Here is a 23,311-nt window from a genome sequence, read left to right as displayed (position 1 = left end):
CAATTGTCATTTTATGGTTCTTTTTTTATAAGCATTTAAATCGATAATGATTATCATTGTTGACAATTTAAAAAGAAGAGAGTAGGATATTTTTAAATCGTTATGATTACGATTTGTAACAAAGCATATTTATTTAAAAAGGAGATTGAATACATTTGGAAATCGTTCATTTTTCGAAATTTAATCCATCTGGAAATATGACAGTCTTAGTAGATTCTACTCATGATCCTTCAGAATATGCGGGTATAGCGCAGCAATTAATGCAAACATCACACGTGGGGTGTGAACAAGTTGGGTTTATTGTTGATGCCAAAGGTGATATTCCACATCAACTTGTTATGAGCGGACAAGAATTTTGTGGTAATGGCACTTTGTCATTTATTCATTATTTGAAAACGCGAGATCTATTACCTTCTTCTTCATTTGAACTTCAAGTTTCAGGTTTGAGCGAACCGACGCAGTGTGCTTTTTATGAAGAAACAGGAGAATATGAAGTTGCGTTACCTGGACCGACGGAAATACTTGAGAAACAATATACAATTGATGATGTTATTTTTGATGGTTTAGAAATTCAATATGATACATATCAACATTTTGTCTGTCCGATTTCAGTATGGTCAGATCGTTTGGCAATATCAGTTGAAAAATTCGTGCGTCAACATCAATGGCCGGAGCATTTCACTGCGATTGGTATCATGCTATATGAAGCACATCAACGACGTTTGCATCCACTGATATACATACCTCAAGTTGACAGTATCATTTGGGAGCAGAGCTGTGGTTCTGGAACAGGTTCAGTGGGCGTTTATGAAGCATATCGCCGACACAGTTCACATATTGAAGAGGAGATTTTGCAGCCAGGTGGCGCATTATCTGTTTCAACTCGTCGACAAGATGAGGGCTATGAAATTTCCATAAAGGGTCATGTTTCTACAGTTGCAACGGGATTAGCATACTTAGAATAAGGAGAGAACCATGATCGACATGCGACAAGAGATTAAACAATTTGAAGCGCAGTTAGAAAACTATGCGCAACAATTCGAGCAATTATACGAAAAAGCACAGGCAAGCGAACAGGCAGTACGCGATTTAGAACAATTGGTAGATGATTACAGTGCTTATATTCTTGATGAGCAACAAGCACAAGTATACCAACAGTGGTATACACATCCAGTATCTAATACACAGTTGATTCACGTATTAGCTGAGATTACTTCACGTTGCGTGAAATTAATGGAATCGACACGTGCACGTCGATTAATATCAGGAAATGCAGGTTCATCAGGTTATTTTGAAAATATAGAGCACTGCATTGTGGAAGAATTTGGCCAGTTTGAAATAACACCGGAAGATACGGTATTACTCGTAGGTTCTGGTGCGTATCCCATGACACTCGTTCAGATTGCACAAGAAACAGGTGCTCATGTGATTGGTATTGATATTGATGAAGATGCCGTAAACTATGGCCAAAAAGTGATTGAAATCTTAGCACCGAATGAAACCATTGAGATTCATCGTAAAAATGTGAATGAGTTAGAGGCGATTCGAGATGTGACGCATATCATTTTCAGCTCTACAGTTAAAATGAAATATGATATTCTCGCAGAGCTCTATGAGTTAACAAATCGAGACGTTGTTGTTTCTATGCGTTATGGAAATGACTTAAAATCTATCTTTAACTATCCAAAACAGGACACATATCCACATCATTGGACATGTGTGGCTGATATTACGCAACCCGATCAGATTTTTGATATTGCACTTTATCAAAAAGCAGATGAAAGGGGCGCATCGTAATGTCAAAGTCAGTATTGATAGCAGGAACAGGCCCTGTGGCCATTCAACTGGCGGTATTGTTTGATCAATACTCAGATAATCAGATTGCGATGGCAAGCCGAAGTTTACAATCAGAGAAATCACGCAAATTTATTGAGGCTTATCAACAAACGCAAAAAGTTGAAGTTTCTGTTCAAAATGAAGCACATCAACAATTAGCTGGAGAAGCAATGTTAGCCGAGGTCTATGAAAGTTATCATGACATTCAAAAGCAATATGATGTGCTCGTCCTTGCTTGTACAGCGGATGCGTATAGTGAAGTGTTATCTCAGATTTCGGAACGTGTTTTAACGCAATTGAAAAGCGTTGTGCTTATTTCACCAACATTTGGATCGCATATGATTGTGAAACAGCAATTGCAAGCGTACCAACCGAATATAGAAGTCATTTCATTTTCAACTTATTTAGGAGATACGGGTGTGATGGATGTAGATCAACCGCACCGTGTAATCACTAAAGGGGTGAAGAAACGTCTTTATATCGGCTCGACTCAATCAAATACTCAAACTTTCCAGGAAATGGTTGCATTAATGACTCAAATTGGCGTGCCAGTGACAGTGGTGGAACATCCACTTCAAGCGGAGTCACGCAATAGCTCGCTCTATGTCCACCCAGCATTATTTATGAATATGCACGCACTTAAAGCGGTGTTTCAAGGTACCGATGTGCCGTTTTTTGTTTACAAATTGTTCCCAGAAGGACCAATAACGATGAAATGTATCACGGAAATGCGCCTAATGTGGCAAGAAGTGATGCATATTTTGCAGGAAATGAATATTGAAACTTTGAATTTATTGAAATTTATGGTGAAAGAAAATTACCCACTCCGTGAAGAAACAATCGATGCTTCCAAAATCGAAGCATTTGAAACATTATCGCCAGTGGAGCAAGAGTATCTTTTATATGTACGTTATACAGGTATTCTGATTGATCCATTTTCAAAACCAGATGCGACGGGTAAATATTTTGATTTTTCTGCCGTTCCATTTAAGCATGTCTTTCAAAATGAATCAGGGGAATGGCAAATTCCACGTATGCCGAGTGAAGATTACTATCGAACACAGATTATGCGCGGAATTGCACGTGTGCTCAAAATTAACACACCTATGATGGACACCTTTATGCATCGATATGAAGCACAGTTAGAAGCATTTCAAGCCAGTCATCGGAATGATAGTTTTTCATCACAATTTAAAGTGCAAGATTTTGCGCATGATATTGCATGCATTGAATCGCAATTAATGTCGCACTAAAAAAGGCTTTCTTATTATGCGTCTCGAATGGTCACATAGAGAGATGTCTAAATTGAATCACTGCGTGCCTGTTTAATGATATGACTAAATATAAACTTCATATACCCCAAAAAAGGGTCAAGGAGAAAAGAGAGGAAAAAGATTATGAAAAAGACTTTGAAGTGGCTGACTTTATGTATGGCCTTGTTACTTGTTTTATCAGCTTGTGGGAGTTCAAAGGCATTAGATGAGAAAAAAGAAGAGAAAAATCTTACATATGCAACATCTAAAGACATTGGAGATATGAATCCACACGTCTATGGTGGTTCTATGTCCGCGCAAGGTATGGTTTATGAATCGTTAGTTGATCATACACAAAAGGGGATTGAACCTTTATTAGCCAAATCATGGGATGTCTCTAAAGATGGTAAAACTTATACATTCCATTTACGTGAAGGTGTAAAATTCCATGATGGGACAAAATTTGATGCAGAAGCCGTTAAAAAGAATTTTGATGCTGTTCAAGCCAATAAAAAGTTACACTCATGGATTAAAGTTTCTACTTTAATTGATAAAACAGAAGTCAAAGATGATTATACATTCGTATTGAAACTTAAAGAACCTTACAATGCAACTTTAGAAGAATTAGCGATGACACGCCCATTTGTATTTGTGTCACCAAAAGCTTTTAAAGATGGCGGTACGAAAGATGGTTTGAAATCTTATGTAGGTACAGGTCCTTATAAGTTGAAATCACATGAAAAAGACGAACAAGCTAAATTCGAACGTAATGATGATTATTGGGGTGGACAACCTAAATTAAAATCAATCGTTGCGAAAGTATTACCAGCAGGTGAAACATCATTCTTAGCCCTTCAAAAAGGTGAAGTTAACTTTGCATTTACAGATGACCGTGGAACTGACAACGTAGATAATGAAGCAATGAAAAAATTAGTTGACGAAGGCGACTACCAGTTGAAGCGTAGTAAACCAATGAACACTAAAATGATTGTTGCGAACTCTGGTAAAAAAGATAGTCCTGCGCAAGACAAAGCGGTTCGTGAAGCATTATGGCATAGTGTAGACCAAAAACGAATTTCAGAAAAAATCTTAGATAAAACTGAAAAACCTGCATCACAATTATTCTCAAAAAACGTGCCACATGCGAATATCGATTTACCAAAACGTGAATTTGATTTGAAAAAAGCTGAAAGTCTTTTAGACGATGCGGGTTGGAAACAATCTAAAAAAGGCGAAGTTCGTGAAAAAGATGGTAAAAAACTAGAAATGAAGTTATATTATGACAACCACTCAAATTCACAAAAACAAGAAGCTGAATTTATACAAGCGAAAGCAAAAGATATCGGTATGCAATTGAAAATTGTAGGCGAAACTTCTGATAAAGTTGCTGAACGCCGTACTTCAGGTGATTATGACTTATTATTCAACCAAACTTGGGGCTTACAATATGACCCACAAAGTACAATTTCTGCATTTAAAGCAGATACAGGATATAAATCAGCAGTTTCTGGTATTAAAGAAAAATCAAAATTATTCGATGATATTGATACAGCATTATCAACACAAGATGCTACAACTCAAAAAGAAAAATATAAAGATATTTTAACAACTGTTCATGACGAAGCGATTTTCATTCCGATTTCTCATGGTGGTATGACAGTTGTTGCACCTAAAGATTTAAAAGATATCTCATTCAAACAATCACAATATGAATTACCATTTGAGCAAATGGAATATAAATAAGGATGCCTAACGTATGGTATACAGTGTAATCAAACGTTTGTTACTGACCGTACCATTGTTAATTGTGATTAGCTTTCTCACATTTGCTTTAACACATTTGTCGAATGAAGATCCAGCTGTAGTTATTTTACATGCACAAGAAGTTCCAAATATTTCTCAAAGTTTGATTGAACAAACACGTGAAAAATATGGACTGAATGATCCCTTTATTGTTCAATACTGGGAGTGGTTCAAATCGGCAGTACAGTTAAAGTTTGGTCATAGTTTTGTGACTGGCGAAGATGTGAGTTTAAGATTATGGCCAGCATTTTTTAACACGCTTAAATTAACACTCGTATCAAGTGTAGTCATTATTTTATTGTCTATGTTACTTGGTATTGTGACTGCTTTATTTCGTGGGACATGGTTTGACCGTGTCACACGAAGTACAGCATTTGTTTTAACTGCAATCCCTTCATATTGGCTTGCAGCGATTTTAATTATTTTTGTTTCGGTCAAACTGAACCTGCTTCCAACATCAGGATTGACAGGACCAGAAAGTTATATCCTACCCGTACTTGTTATTACGTTAGGGTATACAGGGATATATTTTAGAAATGTGCGTAGTGCTGTTATTCAGCAATTGGATCAAGATTATGTCTTATATATGCGTGCAATGGGTGTCCCGACGTCTAAACTTTTGCTTTATGTTGCACGTAATGCGATGCAAGTCGTTGTCTCTATCTTTTGTATGTCTATACCATTGATTTTAGGTGGTTCGGTCGTGATAGAGAATGTCTTTGCATGGCCGGGTATGGGGCAGTTAAGCGTGAAAGCCGTACTTGAACAAGACTTTCCAATTATCCAAGCTTATGTGCTTGTTGTTTCTGTCTTATTTATACTTTTTAATACACTTGCAGATGTCATCAATATGTGGCTGAATCCAAGGTTAAGGGAGGAAGGCTAATATGATTGTCTTTCAAAGGTTATTAAAAGATACAGGCGCAAAATGGGCATTGGCAATTATCGCTATGTATTTATTGCTTGGCGTTTTTGCACCTTTTGTCACACCTTATCAGCCGAATGAAGTTGATATTGATCATAAATTTGCAGGAATGTCATTCGCACATTGGCTCGGTACAGATCATTTAGGTCGTGATATCTTAACGCGTATTATTTTTGCGATTCGACCGAGCTTTATTTTAGTTTTATTTGCGCTTATATGTTCAGTATTCATAGGCACGGTTTTAGGCTTCATTTCTGGTTACTTCGGTAAGTGGGTTGATGCGATCATTATGCGTGCTTGCGACATCATGTTATCGTTTCCCACTTATGTCATGACGTTAGCACTCATCGGCGTACTGGGCATCGGTTTGAAAAGTATTATCGTAGCGCTCATTATCACACGTTGGGCATGGTTTTGCCGTATCATTCGGACGAGTGTCATGCAATATAGAGACTCAGATGATGTGAAGTTTGCACGAACAATTGGTTTATCACACAGTCGTATTATTGCGACCCATATTTTGCCACGAACTTTAGCAGATATTGCGATTATTTCAACAAGTTCAATGGTATCCATGATATTACAAATTTCCGGATTTTCATTTTTAGGATTAGGTGTCAAGGCGCCTACTGCAGAATGGGGCATGATGATGAATGAAGCACGAAAAGTCATGTTCAGTCACCCAGAGCTTATGTTTGCGCCAGGCATTACGATTATTATTATCGTATTAGCTGTCAACTTTTTATCTGATGCATTACAAATTGCAATCGATCCTAAGTTGTCTAAACAACAAATGAAGCAACGGATTAAGAAAGGGTGGATATAATGCAAGATACTGTGATGCATGTAGAAGACTTAACATTAATTGATGGCAACACAAACGATGTCTTAGTCCACCACTGTAATTTTACGCTACATCGCGGCGAGGTCATCGCGATTATCGGTGAAAGCGGGAGTGGAAAATCGGTTACGTGTAAAGCCTTATTAGGTATCAATGATCGAAATATACGAATGAGCGGCCAAGTCACTTTCCAAGATCAAAATCTTCATCAAGCCTCAGAACAGGAACTTCGAAAAATAAGAGGGCGACGTATTGCGATGATTATGCAACAGGGCGGTACGGCATTTAATCCGACTTTCACGGTTGGGACACAAATGAAAATGATGTTGCAACAGCATCGAAAAATGTCTAAAAAAGAGCAGACAGCAACGTTAAAACATTATTTTGACATGTTGGGGTTAAGAGATTTTAACCGTATTTTAAAATCTTATCCCCATCAATTGTCTGGTGGGATGTTGCAACGGTTGATGATTATTCTTGCCCTTGCACTCAAACCGGATATGATTATTGCTGATGAGCCTACAACAGCTTTAGATGCAATTACGCAGTATGAAGTCATTGAAGAACTACGTGAAATTAAAGAAAAAATTGGCTGTGCCATGCTTTTTGTTTCGCATGACTTAGCAGTGGTTAAAAGTATTGCCGATACGGTTCTCGTTATGCGTCATGGAGATGTCGTTGAGTCTGGACCAGCGGAACAAATTTTTAATCAACCGCAGCATGAATATACGCAATTTTTAATTGCGGCACGTGATCGCGTTTCAAAGCATTTTAAGGCGCTAAGAGGTGATATGACATGTTAGAAGTTCAAAATGTAACGAAATCATATCGCAGTGGTGAAAGACGACGTAAGCGTCAAATTGTAAAATCTGTTAGCCTTAAATGCGATAAAGGCCAAAGTATTGCAATCATTGGTGAAAGTGGGAGTGGGAAATCCACTTTAGCACGTATGATTTTAGGCATTGAAAAACCAGATAGTGGAAAGGTATTACTCAATGGCCGTGATGTCTGTCATCGCCAAGTTAGATTGGGGAAAATGAGTGTCGTTTTCCAAGATTATAAATCTTCTTTACACCCATACTTCAATGTGAGGCAAATTTTAAGAGAAGCGTTACGGCAATGTGAATCACCTGTGAACGATAAAGAGGCGTATATGGTTGATTTATTAAAAAGTGTTGGTTTAGATGCGCAATATCTTGATAAATACCCACAAATGATGTCTGGAGGAGAGGCACAACGCGTTGCCATTGCGAGAGCGATTAGCACAAAGCCCGATTATATTGTTTTGGACGAAGCCATCAGTGCATTAGATATGTCAATTCAATCACAGATTTTAGATTTGTTGATTCATTTAAGGGATGTTCATCAATTGAGTTTTATTTTTATCACACATGATATACAAGCAGCTGTATATTTATGTGAAGATTTAGTGATTTTTAACGATGGACAGATTCAAGAGCGATTGAATCGTGATACATTAAACAATGTGCAACACGCGTATACACGCGAACTTTTTGCAAAACAATTTATGAACTAGGAGGCAATTGTATGAAAGGTGCATTGGCATGGCCTTTTCTAAGATTATATATACTCGCACTCTTCTTCTTTAGTGCGAATGCGATCCTTAACGTTATGATTCCTTTACGCGGTCATGACTTAGGCGCAACAAACGCAACAATTGGTATCGTGATGGGGGCTTACATGCTCACTGCGATGCTCTTTAGACCATGGGCGGGACAAGTAATAGCTAAAATTGGACCTATCAAAATATTGAGATGGATTTTAGTGATCAATGGATTTGCACTTATCCTGTATGGCTTCACAGGACTTGAAGGTTATTTCGTAGCACGTGTGATGCAAGGGGTATGTACAGCCTTTTTCTCAATGTCATTACAAATTGGTATTATTGATGCATTACCTGAAGAAGACCGTTCACAAGGGATTTCATTATATTCTCTATTCTCTTACATACCAGGAATTATTGGACCCATCATAGCGGTAGGTATTTGGAATTTAGATAACCTCAGTTACTTTGCACTCGCGATGATTATCATTGCAGTGACAACAGGTGTAGTCGGCTTCAGTGCAACGTTAAATCAAGATCACGAACCACAAGCCGAACAACCTGAGAAACCACCTTATGGACCTGTAACGGTATTTTTACAACTGTTTAAAAACCCATTTTTATTCAAATCAGGTATGATTATGCTCATTGCCTCTATTGGATTTGGTGCAGTTTCTACATTTATTGTATTGTATGTGAATACATATCAAGTTGGGCATGCCAGTGTCTTTTTAGCAATTCAAGCGATTACAGTCGTATTTTCGAGATTCTTTTTAAGAAAGTATATTCCTTCAGACGGGAAATGGCACGTTGGATTTATGCTGAAAGTACTCGGATTGCTCACGATTGCTTTATTCTTGATTGCGATGGGACCTTATCTAGGTGCACTGATTCTTTATGTGAGTGCAATCATGATAGGTATTACACAAGCGATGGTTTATCCAACGCTCACGTCTTTCTTGAGTTTCAAGTTACCGAAGCAAGGGCGTAACATGCTTCTCGGACTATTTATTGCAACTGCAGATTTAGGCGTATCATTAGGTGCTGCCTTAATGGGACCTATCGCCGATTTAACAGGTTATGCAAATATGTATCTCATATGCGGTATTTTAATGGCCATCATTACTGTGATGAGCATTGACCGTAGACCACAATTTATAGAACGTTAAAAAATGAGTAACGCTTCCTTCATTAAGCTGATTGATATACACTGCTTAATAAGGGAGCGTTTTTGTGATTCAATCATATGCATATATTTAATCCTAAACCCATATATAGCGTTATATGTGTGTTGTTGTAAGAATGACACCTTTTGCATACTGGCGTTAATAAATGTCGAATTTAATGAGGTATGAAGCATTTAAATCTATAACCTCTTGATCGAGACCTTTAAGTTGATGATGTTCTTTGTGTATACTTTCATAATGTGAAGACGTTTGCCACGCTTCAAAACTGTCGCGGTCATCCCATAAGGATAAAATAATGTAGTGATTTTGTGGGTCATAGGGTCTCAATACTCTCAAAGCGACGAACCCCGGCGTTTCATCTAAGTAGGACGTTCGATTAAGAAAACGTTCCTCAAAAATAGCTTCACTGTAGCGAGTAACTTTAATATAATTCATCACACAGAAATGGTCAGGTGAAAGCATACCAATGTTTTCAATGGCCGTATATGTTTTTGCATCATTATTTTTATAAATCGTGGTTTCTAAATCATTTTCTTCAATCTGATAAAGGTGATCTTTATGAGAGAGTATCATTTTTATACCTCCTCCTTATCCTTTATAACTTATACCCGTTATTACAAGTTTTAATTGCATAAATTAAATTTTGTAACTATAAATTTTGTTGTATTAAACTATAAATTCTCATTATAATAGTGAAACGTTAAAGTTGTTTTTAACAGATTTAAATAGACAGAGAATGAATAATAAAGGGGAGATAAAACAATGCTGCATCAATGTACAGATTTAACAAAGGATATTCAAACATTAATGCTTACGGCTGATCCAAATCTTGAAAAAGTGAAAGCAGTATTTGAAGCGGGGAAATGTTATGGATGGATTGAAAGGAAGACGTTGGTAGGTATTGCTGTGGTGCATGAAAGAGACACAAAAGCGGAGATTATGAATTTGAGTGTGTCCTCACAATTTGAAGGGCAAGGCTATGCGCGTAAAATCCTCGATACTTTGACAAAAATATACGCCGATGAAGGTTATCACTACTTAAGCATAGGTACAGGAAATTCAAGTTTAAGACAATTGAAAATCTATCAAAAAAATGGATTCCGAATTGTTGCTATACAACATGATTATTTTATCAGACAAGGTTATGCCCCTATTTATGAAGAAGGCATTCAATGCCGAGATATGCTAGTGTTAGAAAAAGAGCTTATACCATCGAGTAACATATCTTAAATATAAAAAGCATGTGGTTGGGTAGGACAGTGATGCTTCTAACATTAAGTTAGAACAATTGATAGAAGTATAGGCTATGTCCTGACCTCAGCCACAGTGGTTCTTGAATAGGATGAACAGAAGAGTTACTTTTTAGACGTATGAGTTTTTTGTTGTAACGATTGATTAATTTGTTGAATTTCTTTCTTAATTATTAAGTAGTTGATACCCCAAATGATGAAATATATAAAGCTATAAATAATGGCAAAAAATACAAAGGCAGTGATTTTCAAAGGGAACCATCCTGCTAAGCAAGCGAGCGGAAGAAAAAGTAAAAACATAAAGGAAAAGTGACATAATGTCCGTTTTCTTAATGAAGTATCGTCGTATTCGAATATTTTTGCACCCCATTGAAACAAGATGCCAATAATACCCCATAGAATCATCATAATGAGCATGATTTGCGCTTCAGTAAAAGTTTGATAATACCACTCGCCAATTGTAGAAATAGGATTTGTAGGATGGTATTCATGATTGCTAAAAATCATCGAAATGAAAATTGAAATTAACACACCGATTGTCACTCCGATACAAAAACTATTTTTAATTGTTTTCATAGACCTAACCTCTCTTTAATAGATTTCACATAACGGCGCGAGGAATAAGTTAAATAGTCGTGCTTGAAAATCAGTTTTAAACTACCACTAGATGTGATTTCAATGTGATTTAAATAGTTGAGATTAATCAACTCACTTTTAGAAATCTGAATAAATGATGCAGGCAATTTAACTTTAATTTTGTAGAGTCGTTCTACCATTGTAAATGTCCTAATTACTGTTATGATTTTAAGTTTTTGTTGCTCCGTATAAATAGCAATAATATCTGTTGTGTCTACAAAGTAAATGGCGTTATCTTCTGTTTTTACACTCAAATAGGGCGTATCTTCTTGAATTTCTGTAACTATTTTTTGTAAATCAGGAGTCATAGACTTTGTAGTGATATGGATGTGATCCTCTGCCATCGCTGGATCAAGCGTAATGCTAACTTTCATAGGCGCTAACCTCCTTGTATTAAGTAAACCAAAGAAAACCCAAAAATACTATCTGCTCTTGCTATATGGTAGTGGATTCTTGTTAAACGGCATCGTAAAGAAAATGAACGGTGGGGATAGAAAAGCGTCAATAATTTTTAATATATTCATCCATTATATTGTCCGCAAGGTGTAGTAAGGTTTAAAGTGGTCTCAAATGTGGAAATTACGAACCACTATTTTAAACTTTTGTCGAAAGGAGTATGTGATGATCAATTTAATCTCTGCAATTGGTTCCATTGGGACGTTTATTATGGCGTTATTTTATTTTGTATCTGTAAGTATCCAACTCTATCAAATGAAAATGAGTTTTTTACCTGCACTAGGATTCAATCAGATTTTGATGACACGAGATGGCGAGAGATTAAAATTAAAAAATACGGCTTCAACAACTTCTACAGATATAGGAGACGATTTTTTGAAGTTATTTAATCTTGGTGCGGGTGCAGCAAAACAAATTAAAATAGAAGTGTTTATCGACGAAGGCCAAGTTTTACAAAGAAAGTACGTTAGTATTTTGCCAAGTAAAGAGAGTTATTTATTACCTATTAATAAAGCTGTATTCGATGAGTTAAATCGCACTATTGAAAATAATGGGTATGAATCAAATTTACAAATTAAAATGACATATCAACATAATGTGAGTCGGAAAACGCAAACGTTATATTTAAAAGGGAATATCGATAGTTTTAATCGTTACGATGACCGTTCAGTTTATGAATTGCAGTTTATAGAGGTAGATGGATAATCAAAGTATATGCGGAAATCAATCGATACAAATTATATATTTTCTAAAACGAGTAATAGAGAGGACATACTTATCTGATAATAGAATAGGTATAATTAGGGTTATAAAACATAGAAGCCTATTAGTCATGTGTTAATCATTCTCAGCTATTAAATATGTAATGATTTGAGGTGATAACAGATGACAATAATAATCAACTTGGATATTTATTTAACAATATCTATAAGTATTATTGGTACTTTGTATGCAGTGACCTTATTGTTTAAAATTACAAAAAAATAGGCTCTCGTTATTGGGGTAACGAGAGCACCTATATAATAGGCTGTAATGATTAACATATTTGAGTCTGGAAGCTCACTAATATGTTGCTATGTTTTTTCACCTAGTTCACGGTTGGTAGCCTAGGCTAGGTGTTTTTCTTATCATTATAGTATCACTAAATGTTACCGAAGTCAAAAAGTGTTGCTGACGAAAGTTAACAACATACAACAAATTACAACCAATTCTTTTATATATTCTAACCTAAGTTCTATAGTGTAGATGAGATAATAGTGATGATTGATAAGAACTTAACGCAGAAATATTAAAATGAGCCAGATTACAGAAAAATCCTTAGAGAATATTTAAACCTTTAAAGATTATTGGCCTGTATTAGTATAAAAAATGAAAGAGGGTTGAGTTCGGCTTGCAAGTAAGCTGTAACGCAATCTTCTTAATTATATTTGTGATTAATATGCGACGGTTGTTACATTTGATTTCAGCGCAGTAATTTTACTCAATAATAAATAGAGTAGGAAATAATTCATCCTTACTTAGCGTTTTGATAAGCAAGTAGTGTATAAACGGTTTCAAGATGAGGAACGGCTATTTGATGTGCTTGAGCACGTTGATAAATATAACCTTGAATGGCGTCGACTTCTAAAGGTTGACCTTGCATGATGTCGTAATACATACTTGTTCCCATTTCATCAGGATACCCGGCATAAATCTTCATAATGGCGTCTACGATATTGTCATCCAACTGAATGCCTTCAGCTTGCGCAACGGCTGTGCCTTCTTCTAATAAGTGTCGACAAAGTTGAACCATCGCATCATCATGTAATACACGTGCGGTATCACGGCCTAGTGCGGTTATAGTATTAATTCCTAAATTTACGATGAGTTTATACCATATCGCATTTTCAATATGATCTTCGAGTACAAGTTCTAACGGGGCGTCTTTTAGTTGTTGAGCAAGTTGTTTTGTATGAGCATCTGCCTGGATATGAAGTTTATAGTCTCTAAAGTGTGTCACGCGTTGCTCTTGTTTTTGACCACTAATGTAAACAACAGCTTGATAAGCATGATGATCTGCTAATTGTTTGAGTTGACCATAGCCGTTTTGTGCCAAAATCACCAATGTGTTTGCATGTGTCAAATGGACGAGTTCTGGAATGACAGCGGATAATTGATGCGTTTTCACAGCAATAAAAATCACATCAAACGGTTCTTGTACCGCTTCAATAGCACGAACAGTCAGTTCCTGTTGGACTTGCGCATTCGATTCTTGAAAATGAATGGTTTGATTTTTACGGCCTATTAAAGTGACATCAAATGTGTGCGAAAGTGCAAAGGTAAGAGATGCGCCCACAGCGCCAGGCCCTATTACTGCAATTTTAGTCATGTTTGCCCTCTTTTCTTTATAAATATAGGATGATTTACTGATATGCTTTAATGTATTACGATTAAAATACATTGTAAAGGCCGTTTTGATAATAAACGAATGATTTATCACTTTCGAAAATATGTCTGTTCAAATATTTTTCAAAAATGTGGTTTGCATTCTTGTGATATATTAAATATAAATGGAAAAATAAGGCGATATGTTTTACGATTGATATATTAAAAATTAAAGGGTGAATGAATTGAAAACTTTAAATAATATCCAACAAATGAAGCGTGACGGTGAAAAAATTTCAATGGTAACTGCTTATGATTATCCGAGCGCCAAACAAGTGGAAGCTGCTCAAATCGATATGATTTTAGTCGGTGATTCATTAGGAATGACAGTCCTCGGATATGAAAGTACAGTAGATGTCACTTTAGAAGATATGCTACACCATAGTCGTGCTGTTCGTCGTGGTGCACCCAATACATTTGTTGTAGTAGATATGCCTTTTGGTTCAGTAGGTATTGATGCTTCAACAGATATTCAAAATGCCATTCGATTATACCAAGAAAGTCATGGAAATGCTTTGAAAGTAGAGGGTGCGCATCTAACACCTTTTATGAAACAAGCGACACAAATGGGTATTCCGATTGTGGCACATTTAGGCTTAACACCACAAAGTGTCGGTGTTTTAGGTTACAAAATGCAAGGGACAACAAAAGAAGCAGCACAGCAATTAATTGAAGATGCACAAGCTGTAGAACAAGCAGGAGCAGTCGCACTCGTATTAGAAGCGATTCCGAGTGATCTTGCAAAAGTGATTTCAGAAAAACTTACGATCCCAGTTATTGGTATAGGTGCAGGTAAAGATACAGATGGTCAAGTGCTGGTTTATCACGATATGCTTAATTATGGCGTAGAAAGACAAGCGAAATTTGTAAAACAATACGAAGATTTCTCGATTGGTATGGCTGCGCTTGAAAAATATAATGAAGAAGTGAAAACAGGTGTCTTTCCTTCTGAAGCATACACTTATAAAAAACAAATTATGGATGAGGTAGAAGCATGACACAGGTCATTACAACAGTTAAAGAAATGCAACAATTGATGAAACAACATCAATTAAAAGGTCAGAAAATTGGTTTTGTACCAACAATGGGCGCTTTACATGATGGACACTTAACAATGATGCGTCAATCCATAACGGAAAATGATGTGACAGCAATCAGTGTTTTTGTGAACCCTTTACAATTTGGACCTAATGAAGATTTTGATGCCTATCCTCGCCAAATTGATCAAGATGTGGCGATGGTAGAAGCAATTGGTGTGGACTATGTCTTTTATCCAACAGTCGAAGAAATGTATCCAGGAGAAATTGGTATCCATGTTACAGTGGGAAGACTGGCAGAAGTTCTAGAAGGGGCACAACGTCCAGGCCATTTTGATGGCGTTGTGACAGTTGTAAACAAGTTATTTAATATCGTCCATCCTGATGTAGCTTATTTTGGTAAAAAAGATGCGCAACAATTGGCGATCGTAGAACAAATGGTATTAGATTTTAACCATGATGTTCGAATCGTTGGTGTAGATATCGTGCGAGAGTCTGATGGATTGGCTAAAAGTTCAAGAAATGTTTATCTCACACTGGAAGAACGTGAAGAAGCGGTTCATTTACACAAAAGTTTAGAACGCGCGAAATCGCTATATCAGTCGGGTGAGCGCAATAGTAGCGTTATTATAGATAAAGTGACACAATATCTTCAGATGCATACGAGTGGTCGTGTTGAAGAAGTTGCAATTTATAGCTACCCAGAATTGCGTGAACAGGTTATGATAGAAGGACGTATTTTTATATCATTAGCTGTGAAGTTTACACAAGCACGGCTAATCGATAATATCATTATTGGAGATGAACAAGAGAAATGATTAGAACTATGATGAACGCAAAAATTCATCGTGCACGTGTTACAGAATCAAATTTAAACTATGTCGGTAGCATTACAATTGATGCTGATATTCTTGATGCTGTAGATATTTTACCGAATGAAAAAGTCGCGATTGTAAATAATAATAATGGTGCACGTTTTGAGACATATGTCATCGCAGGAGAACGTGGGAGTGGCAAAATATGCTTGAATGGTGCCGCATCTCGATTGGTCGAAGTAGATGATGTGGTCATTATTATGACGTATGCGCAACTTAACGAAACGGAATTACAAACACATGCACCAAAAGTTGCAGTGATGAATGAAAAAAATGAAATCGTGCAAATGATTCATGAAAAAGAAAATACAATTGTCATGTAAGGACTTTCTCCTTAGCACAACATGATGTTTTCAATAGAAAAAGTTGTTAATATGAACGGTTGGTGAAACATTCACTGACCGTTTTTAATTTTTGATAATAAAAAAACAGATAACTCTATGATTGTCAGAGCGAAGATAATTATAGAAGTATTGAACTGAATTTGAATATTTAAAAATGATTCAATGATTATTGTTGTATTCATAAAAAATGATTTTAATTATACAAAGTCATTTGATTTACAGGTGTATTTTTATTTGTGACTTGAAAAAAATCGACAGTTGTAATCGGTAATTTATAAAGTAATAACACTCCGTTTTCAGAATTGTGTTACAATTATCATTATCAATAGGGGGGTGAATGATTTTGGAAGGGTTATATAAAAATAGGTCTTTTTCTAATTTGATTGCGGGAAGAATTATGATAAATGCGGGCGACAGTCTTTATTTTGTAGCTACAACATGGGTGGTCTTACAATGGACGCATAACCCATTGTTAGTAGGTTTAACCAATACTTTGTTAATGATTCCTATATGTATGTCATTTTTATTTGGACCTCTAGTTGATGCGATGCCTTTAAAGAAAATGCTCAGGTTCACGCCGTTTATACAATGTATAATATTATCATTAATTGCATTTTTATACTTGATTGATTATTTGAACGTATATGGCTTGATGGCTTTAGTAACAATTGCAATGTTTTTTACACAACTAGGATATCCTGCGCAATCTAAAGCGATACCTTTGTTAGTGAAAAAAGAAAAGTTGATTAATGCTAATTCAGCTATGAGCGTTGCTTATCAAGGTACAGACGTGATTATGAATTCGATAAGTGGTATCGTTGTGGCAATGGTTGCTTTTGTTCCATTATACTTCACTAACGCGTTTATATTTTTAGTAGCTTGTTTTTTTATGTTTAATGTAAAAATACCTAAATTAAATAATGAAGTGAAAAGCAATTTTACATATTTACAAAATTTGAAAGAAGGACTCATAGAAATTAAGTCCTCTTTATTACTGATAGTAGCGTTAGTGAGTGGTGTTATCAATTTTGGACTCGGTCTTATCTATACATGGATTCCTTTCAAAGCAAATTATTTAGGGGGATCATATTATTACGGTTTATTAATGGCATTATTTTCAATTGGTTTAATTATAGGTTCTTTAGTTACACCAATTATAAAAAAATTGAATATTGGATATGGGAAGTTGCTCATACTTTTAAATGTTATATCTGGTTTATTGCTAGTTATTATAAATTATATGCCTAATATCGCTTTTATCATCTTGTTCCCAATAGTCTTTTTAACGATTAGCGTAAGCAATATATCTCTAGCTTCTATTCAACAAAAAGTTATTCCTGAATATATGCTTGCTAGATTAACTACGATTATAACAAGTATTTCAGCAATATCTTTACCAATCGGTAGTTTTATAGGCGGCTTACTTATAAAGAGTATAGGAACTAATTTTACATTAGTAATAGGTGGAGGATTGTTTATTATAGCAAGTTTAATTTTCTCTATGTCAAAATCGTATAGATTATTACCGCAAATCCAAAATATTGAATATAAACATATATTTAAAAATCAGAAAATTCAAAATTAAAACCGTTAAGGTATAAGGTCAAAGAAAGTATAACTAATCATGAAGATAAAAGATTGTTTTTAATAAAAAAACACAAACACCTCTATGATTGTCATAATGCAGACAATCGTAGAGGTGTTGGATTGAATTTGAATATTTTTCGTGATGTAATTGCCTTTGTGAATCAACATTTGCAAATAGCGAACATCTTTCAAGTAAAATTAGTTTTCATCCATGACCATGCCATCACGACAAGAAGGATAACGAAGTGCCCCTTGGTTTGCTTTATATTTTTGATTGCTTGCACCACGTTCGAAAGGTTGAGCAGGGGAGAATTCAATTTCTGATGAAACTTGAAGCTGTTGGGCATACCATTTTACCCATTCTTCCCCGCCAACGGGTTCATCATCAGTAATATTATAAACACCAGGCTCCAACGTAAGTGCGGCAACTGCTGCTTCTACAGTATCCTCAATATGTACAAAAGAGGTAATACCTTTTGAAACCTGAGCTTTCCCTGCTTTAAATTGATTATAAATCATACCGCCTTTTCCATAACAAGTCCCTTCACCATACATCATTCCGTATCTAAGAATGACCGCATGTGATAAACGCTGACTTTCTCTTTCTAAACCGATAACACCGTCGACGGTTATTTTTCTATCTCCTGAAGATTCGGTATCCAATGTAGTCTGCTCATCTGCTAATGAGGTGCCAGGTGCGTACATAGAGGCTAAACTTTGTGAAATGATATGCTGAATATTATATTTCAATGTCAGATCCACTAAATTTCGAGTGCCTTCAATGCGAACTTTTGTATTTACTGACATATCGACATTTTTTAAATCTGTAATTTGATGCATGATAACGTCAGGTTTGAAATCTCTCAATGCAGGTTCTATTGTTTTTGGCTCGAGACTATTACCTATCCAGGCTTTTGCGCCGAGTTGTTCCAAATGTGCTTTACCGTTTTGCGAAGTTGTAAAACCAGCAACCTCATACCCTTCTTAAATTAAGTGTTGGTATAACTTCATACCCATAAGGCTAGTTGCACCTGTGACGAATATCTTTTTCATTTCTTTACGCCTTTGTATTAAATGGAATCAGGTTAAAAATTTAATGATGGTTCCTTTTTAATTTGTTAATCATCCGTATTTATATTAAATGGCTGGTTTTGAAACGTTAAAACAAAGTTGATAGTGAATATTAGGTCTAGTAAAAATAATTATTTCTCGAATTTATGACAAAAAATAAAAATATCAAATGATTCTTATATTTTTGATTGTGTTTTTAGTTTTAATATGACATACTTTTATTAATTAGTATGACATATTAAACGTTAATGAGGTGGTAAAGTATGACAAAATACGTCTATGCTTTTGATGAAGGGCAAAAAGATATGAAAGATTTATTAGGTGGCAAAGGTGCGAATTTATCTGAAATGAAGCGCTTAGGATTGCCTGTTCCTGATGGTTTTACCATTACAACTGAAGCTTGTATTGAATACTTAAAAAATGGAGAAAAACTTGCTGATGAGGTTCAAAATCAATTAGAAACCCAACTCGCAGCTTTTTCAGAGAGAACGGGCAAGGCTTTTTCATCAAATGATCATTTGTTACTTGTTTCGGTTCGGAGTGGCGCGAAAATTTCAATGCCCGGTATGATGGATACAATTTTAAATTTAGGATTAAATGATGAAAATGTTGAAAAACTGGCAGCTAAAACTGGAGATGCCCGTTTTTCATACGATTGTTATAGACGTCTATTACAAATGTTTGGTGAAGTTGTATATCACATTCCGATGTCTGCTTTCGATACATATTTTAATGCGTATAAACAGTCACATGGCTACGAAAATGATGCAGATATCCCAGCAGAAGGTTTGAAAGAGATATGTGAGCATTATAAAACTGTTTATATTGAAGAAGTTTACAAACCATTCCCACAAGCCCCTATAGACCAACTACGAGAAGCAATTGAAGCTGTATTTAAATCATGGGATAACGATCGTGCCCGTGTGTATCGTGATTTGAATGAGATTCCACATGATATCGGTACGGCGGTTAATGTTCAAGAAATGGTTTTTGGTAATAGTGGTCCTAAAAGTGGAACAGGGGTGGCGTTTACACGTAATCCTGTGACAGGAGAGGCGCAATTATTTGGTGAATACTTATTAAATGCGCAAGGAGAAGATGTGGTAGCGGGGATACGGACGCCGAAAGATATTGCAACATTACAAGCGCAAATGCCACACGTACATCAAGCTTTCGTCGAAGTTTCAGAACAACTTGAAGCCCATTATAAAGATATGCAAGATATTGAATTTACAATAGAAAATGAAAAACTGTATATTTTACAAACGCGTAACGGTAAGCGCACAGCTAAAGCGGCAATTCAAATTGCAGTGGATCTTGTAGAAGAAGGCGTCATCTCAAAAGAAGAAGCAATGCATAAAGTAGATGTGAAATCGATTGATACATTGTTACATCCTACTTTTAAAGATGAAGCACTTGAAGTCGCTGAAGTGATATCTAAAGCGGGATTACCTGCAAGCCCGGGTGCTGCAACAGGTAAGATTGTTTTCTCAGCCGAAGCAGCGCAATTGCAAGCGGAGCAAGGAGAAAAAGTCATTTTAATGCGTCCCGAAACATCTCCTGAAGATATTGAAGGGATGATCGCAAGTGAAGCCATTGTTACAACACACGGAGGAATGACATCTCACGCCGCTGTTGTTGCGCGCGGTATGGGGAAATGTTGTGTGACAGGTTGTTCAGATCTTGAAATCAATACAAAAGAAAAAATCGTATCGTATGCGGGAAAAACACTGCAAGAAGGCGATATGGTATCTGTTGATGGTGCAAAAGGTGACCTTTATGTTGGTGAAATTGAAACAACAAGTGCTGAACATAGTGAAGCTTTTGAACAATTTATGCAATGGGCAGAAGACGTGGCCCGCCTCAATGTCCGTATGAATGCTGAAACAACGCCAGACATTGAAGCTGGTTATCAATTTAATGCTAAAGGAATTGGTTTAGTTCGCACTGAGCATATGTTTTTTGGTGCAGAGCGTCTTGTAGAAATGCGTCGCTTTATTTTATCTTCAGATGATGCAACAAGAAAGGCGGCTTTAAATAAAATACGTGCTTATCAAACAGAAGATTTCGAACAGATTTTCCGCTTATCAGGCGAGCGTCCTACGATTGTTCGCTTATTGGATCCACCTTTACATGAGTTTTTACCAAAATCAGAAGATGAAATTCAAAATGTAGCACAACAATTGGCGATTCCAGTAGAAAAATTAAACAAACGTATATTAGAGTTACATGAAACGAACCCTATGTTGGGGCATCGCGGTTGTCGATTAGCTATCACTTATCCAGAGCTTTATGTGATGCAAGCAAAAGCGATTATGAATAGTGTGGCACAATTACAGCAAGAGGGAATCCATTGCCAACCAGAAATTATGATTCCGCTTGTATCTACAGTAGAAGAATTTAAAATTTTACAGACACAAATTGTGGAAGCCATCCAACGTATTGAAACAACAACAGATCAGACATTGCACTTTTTAATGGGAACAATGATTGAAACACCGCGTGCATGTATGATTGCAAATGAACTTGCTGAAGTGTGTGATTTCTTTAGTTTTGGTACGAATGATTTAACACAGTTAACGTATGGTTTTTCTCGTGATGACGCTGGAAAATTCATCAATGAATACTTAAATCAACAAATTTTAGAAGTTGATCCATTCCAAACTTTAGATGTTAATGGGGTAGGTGCATTGATTAAAATGGCTGTTGAGCAAGCAAAACAGGTCAATGAATCAATCAAAATTGGCGTATGTGGAGAGTTAGGAGGCGATCCTAAATCAATTCATCACTTTAACAAAATGGCGATTGATTATGTATCATGTTCACCTTTCCGCGTACCAGGAGCCATTTTAGCTACCGCACAAAGTGTCGTTGAGAGCGAGCGATAAGGCTATGGAGAAAAGGCAATTGACGATTTTTATCGTATCTGATTCACTAGGTGAAACGGCACAACGTATGGTACATGCCGGTGTCAGTCAATTTCCAGATTTGACGCAAATTGAAATTAAAAAGTTTTCGTTTATCAAAAGCGAGGAAGAGTTAGTTCATGTGTTAAAGTTAGCAAAAGAAAGAGATGCGATTGTCGTTACGACGCTAGTGACAGAAGAATATAATGTCATGGGACAAGCGTATGCAAACCAATATCAAATTCCATATATTGACTATATGTCGTCGCTCCTTCACCATATTCAAGCGCAAACGGGTCATATTCCTACGAAAGAAACAGGGATGATTCGAAAATTAGATGATGACTACTTCAAGCGTATTGATGCGATTGAATATTCGGTTAAATATGATGATGGCAAGCATTTTACGGATATAGGTGAAGCGGACGCACTCATTGTAGGTGTTTCACGTACATCTAAGACGCCATTAAGCATGTACTTAGCAAATAAAGGCTATAAAATTGCGAATATACCACTAGTTCCAGAAGTGACAATCCCATACGAGACGATTAAAAAGAAACAAATTAAAGTATTTGGCTTAACAGCGAGCCCACAATATATTATGAACATTCGAACAGAGCGAATGAAAATATTAGGCATCGACGGCCAAGCCAATTATAACGATTTAAAACGGATCAAAGTTGAGTTGGCTTATGCGGAAGAAGTATTCAAAAAGTTGAATGCAACCGTGATTAACACAGAATATCGCTCGATTGAAGAGTCGGCATTCTATATCGAAAAATATTTACAGTCCTCTTTTTAAATATACTCAAAAAATAAAAAAACAAAGTCTAGGACGTAACCTAGCCAAAATAAAAAAACACCTCAAAATCGTTTGAATGAATTTTGGGGTGTTTTTTAGGAAATTGAAACCTTATCTCCCAGTCCTTCTGCATGCATAGCGGTTAAATTATTTTAAATTACGTGTATTTTGATTTTTAGTTGGTACAACAAAATACAATATTGCAAATATAATGATAGAAATAAAAGTGACTGCTGCAGTAATGGCAGGACTTAGGCTAAATAACACAGAAGAAATAACACATAAAGTACTAATAATAATCGCGATTAAATAAATGCGTTCTTTCAATTTTTCTGACATGATTTCTCACCCCTTTTATTCACTTTAATCATATCAAATTAAAGTGATGAATCAATCGCTATTTGAAATTTCATTGACCATTTCAATAAATAGTCGCAGAAGATTGTTCTTGAGCAATGAATATGTTATATTTTCAAAGTATGCTTAAACGATTCAACGCATTAAAGTGAAAGGG

Annotated in this window: 22 protein-coding genes and 1 pseudogene; 17 read left to right on the top strand and 6 right to left on the bottom strand. The window is 36.0% G+C overall.

Features of this window, described 5'->3' with window-relative positions; all coding sequences use genetic code 11:
- The first annotated feature begins 155 nt into the window (after positions 1-155).
- The 9 genes from cntK to cntE all read left to right on the top strand — a co-directional run bounded on the left by cntK (position 156) and on the right by cntE (position 9,391).
- A complete protein-coding gene (gene cntK, locus KM149_RS11705; protein ID WP_050331847.1) occupies positions 156-965 on the top strand; it encodes a histidine racemase CntK in 810 nt (269 codons plus the stop codon).
- Positions 966-975: 10 nt separating this feature from the next.
- On the top strand, positions 976-1,797 hold the full coding sequence (gene cntL, locus KM149_RS11700) for a staphylopine biosynthesis enzyme CntL (RefSeq protein ID WP_182317877.1): 822 nt from the start codon (positions 976-978) through the stop codon (positions 1,795-1,797).
- Entirely contained in the window at positions 1,797-3,089 is a 1,293-nt protein-coding gene (gene cntM / locus KM149_RS11695; protein ID WP_060830427.1) for a staphylopine biosynthesis dehydrogenase, read from the top strand. Before cntL ends, cntM begins: the two co-directional genes overlap by 1 nt.
- Positions 3,090-3,233: 144 nt before the next feature.
- Positions 3,234-4,832 (top strand): staphylopine-dependent metal ABC transporter substrate-binding lipoprotein, encoded by a 1,599-nt coding sequence (gene cntA, locus KM149_RS11690; protein ID WP_165545938.1) that lies wholly within the window; start codon positions 3,234-3,236, stop codon positions 4,830-4,832.
- 13 nt (positions 4,833-4,845) lie between these two features.
- A complete protein-coding gene (opp1B, locus tag KM149_RS11685; protein ID WP_214971969.1) occupies positions 4,846-5,778 on the top strand; it encodes a nickel/cobalt ABC transporter permease in 933 nt (310 codons plus the stop codon).
- Between the two features lies 1 nt (position 5,779).
- Positions 5,780-6,643 (top strand): staphylopine uptake ABC transporter permease subunit CntC, encoded by an 864-nt coding sequence (gene cntC, locus KM149_RS11680; protein WP_050331842.1) that lies wholly within the window; start codon positions 5,780-5,782, stop codon positions 6,641-6,643.
- The gene (gene cntD, locus KM149_RS11675) at positions 6,643-7,461 is read left to right on the top strand and encodes a staphylopine uptake ABC transporter ATP-binding protein CntD (protein WP_050346127.1); all 819 of its coding nucleotides are present in this window, start codon (positions 6,643-6,645) and stop codon (positions 7,459-7,461) included. The genes cntC and cntD overlap by 1 nt, the downstream gene beginning before the upstream one ends.
- Positions 7,455-8,195 carry an ABC transporter ATP-binding protein gene (locus tag KM149_RS11670; protein ID WP_060830423.1) on the top strand — a complete coding sequence of 247 codons (741 nt, stop codon included), beginning with the start codon at positions 7,455-7,457 and terminating at the stop codon, positions 8,193-8,195. Before cntD ends, KM149_RS11670 begins: the two co-directional genes overlap by 7 nt.
- Positions 8,196-8,206: 11 nt before the next feature.
- Positions 8,207-9,391 (top strand): staphylopine family metallophore export MFS transporter CntE, encoded by a 1,185-nt coding sequence (gene cntE, locus KM149_RS11665; RefSeq protein ID WP_050331839.1) that lies wholly within the window; start codon positions 8,207-8,209, stop codon positions 9,389-9,391.
- 156 nt (positions 9,392-9,547) lie between these two features.
- On the opposite strand, the gene KM149_RS11660 is transcribed toward cntE, so the two are convergent.
- Positions 9,548-9,982: an antibiotic biosynthesis monooxygenase family protein gene (locus tag KM149_RS11660; protein WP_165545934.1), complete on the bottom strand. Its 435-nt coding sequence runs from the start codon at positions 9,980-9,982 to the stop codon at positions 9,548-9,550.
- A 189-nt stretch (positions 9,983-10,171) separates the two neighbouring features.
- On the opposite strand from KM149_RS11660, the gene KM149_RS11655 reads away from it, so the two are divergent.
- The gene (locus KM149_RS11655; RefSeq protein ID WP_182280673.1) at positions 10,172-10,639 is read left to right on the top strand and encodes a GNAT family N-acetyltransferase; all 468 of its coding nucleotides are present in this window, start codon (positions 10,172-10,174) and stop codon (positions 10,637-10,639) included.
- Between the two features lie 125 nt (positions 10,640-10,764).
- Here KM149_RS11655 and KM149_RS11650 read toward each other — a convergent pair whose 3' ends face one another.
- Complete coding sequence (locus KM149_RS11650) at positions 10,765-11,235, bottom strand: DUF3021 domain-containing protein (RefSeq protein WP_214971979.1); 471 nt, start codon at positions 11,233-11,235, stop codon at positions 10,765-10,767.
- A complete protein-coding gene (locus KM149_RS11645; protein ID WP_050346123.1) occupies positions 11,232-11,669 on the bottom strand; it encodes a LytTR family DNA-binding domain-containing protein in 438 nt (145 codons plus the stop codon). Before KM149_RS11645 ends, KM149_RS11650 begins: the two co-directional genes overlap by 4 nt.
- Before the next feature lie 247 nt (positions 11,670-11,916).
- Here KM149_RS11645 and KM149_RS11640 point away from each other — a divergent pair, with 247 nt between their 5' ends.
- Complete coding sequence (locus tag KM149_RS11640; protein ID WP_050331837.1) at positions 11,917-12,456, top strand: hypothetical protein; 540 nt, start codon at positions 11,917-11,919, stop codon at positions 12,454-12,456.
- 808 nt (positions 12,457-13,264) lie between these two features.
- Here the strand turns inward: KM149_RS11640 and KM149_RS11635 are convergent.
- On the bottom strand, positions 13,265-14,119 hold the full coding sequence (locus tag KM149_RS11635; protein ID WP_241415419.1) for an oxidoreductase: 855 nt from the start codon (positions 14,117-14,119) through the stop codon (positions 13,265-13,267).
- Between the two features lie 241 nt (positions 14,120-14,360).
- Here KM149_RS11635 and panB point away from each other — a divergent pair, with 241 nt between their 5' ends.
- The 4 genes from panB (at position 14,361) to KM149_RS11615 (ending at position 18,016) form a co-directional block, all read left to right on the top strand.
- Positions 14,361-15,173, top strand: coding sequence for a 3-methyl-2-oxobutanoate hydroxymethyltransferase (panB, locus tag KM149_RS11630; protein WP_165545929.1), 813 nt, complete (start codon positions 14,361-14,363; stop codon positions 15,171-15,173).
- On the top strand, positions 15,170-16,030 hold the full coding sequence (panC, locus tag KM149_RS11625) for a pantoate--beta-alanine ligase (protein ID WP_241415418.1): 861 nt from the start codon (positions 15,170-15,172) through the stop codon (positions 16,028-16,030). The genes panB and panC overlap by 4 nt, the downstream gene beginning before the upstream one ends.
- Positions 16,027-16,410: an aspartate 1-decarboxylase gene (gene panD / locus KM149_RS11620; RefSeq protein WP_016425624.1), complete on the top strand. Its 384-nt coding sequence runs from the start codon at positions 16,027-16,029 to the stop codon at positions 16,408-16,410. The genes panC and panD overlap by 4 nt, the downstream gene beginning before the upstream one ends.
- Before the next feature lie 358 nt (positions 16,411-16,768).
- A complete protein-coding gene (locus tag KM149_RS11615; protein ID WP_241415417.1) occupies positions 16,769-18,016 on the top strand; it encodes an MFS transporter in 1,248 nt (415 codons plus the stop codon).
- 200 nt (positions 18,017-18,216) lie between these two features.
- On the opposite strand, the pseudogene KM149_RS11610 reads toward KM149_RS11615, so the two are convergent.
- Positions 18,217-19,071: pseudogene (locus KM149_RS11610) on the bottom strand (NAD-dependent epimerase/dehydratase family protein).
- A gap of 281 nt (positions 19,072-19,352) precedes the next feature.
- Here KM149_RS11610 and ppdK point away from each other — a divergent pair.
- Positions 19,353-21,977, top strand: coding sequence for a pyruvate, phosphate dikinase (gene ppdK / locus KM149_RS11605; RefSeq protein WP_241415416.1), 2,625 nt, complete (start codon positions 19,353-19,355; stop codon positions 21,975-21,977).
- A 4-nt stretch (positions 21,978-21,981) separates the two neighbouring features.
- On the top strand, positions 21,982-22,797 hold the full coding sequence (locus tag KM149_RS11600; protein WP_060830537.1) for a pyruvate, water dikinase regulatory protein: 816 nt from the start codon (positions 21,982-21,984) through the stop codon (positions 22,795-22,797).
- Between the two features lie 147 nt (positions 22,798-22,944).
- Here the strand turns inward: KM149_RS11600 and KM149_RS11595 are convergent, their stop codons facing one another.
- Positions 22,945-23,136 (bottom strand): hypothetical protein, encoded by a 192-nt coding sequence (locus tag KM149_RS11595; protein ID WP_050331831.1) that lies wholly within the window; start codon positions 23,134-23,136, stop codon positions 22,945-22,947.
- Between the last annotated feature and the right edge of the window lie 175 nt (positions 23,137-23,311).

Source organism: Staphylococcus coagulans (assembly GCF_022557135.1).
In the GTDB taxonomy this organism is placed as follows: Bacteria; Bacillota; Bacilli; order Staphylococcales; family Staphylococcaceae; genus Staphylococcus; species Staphylococcus coagulans.
Note: the sequence above shows the minus strand (reverse complement) of the source record. Positions and strands in the feature narration are given on the sequence as shown.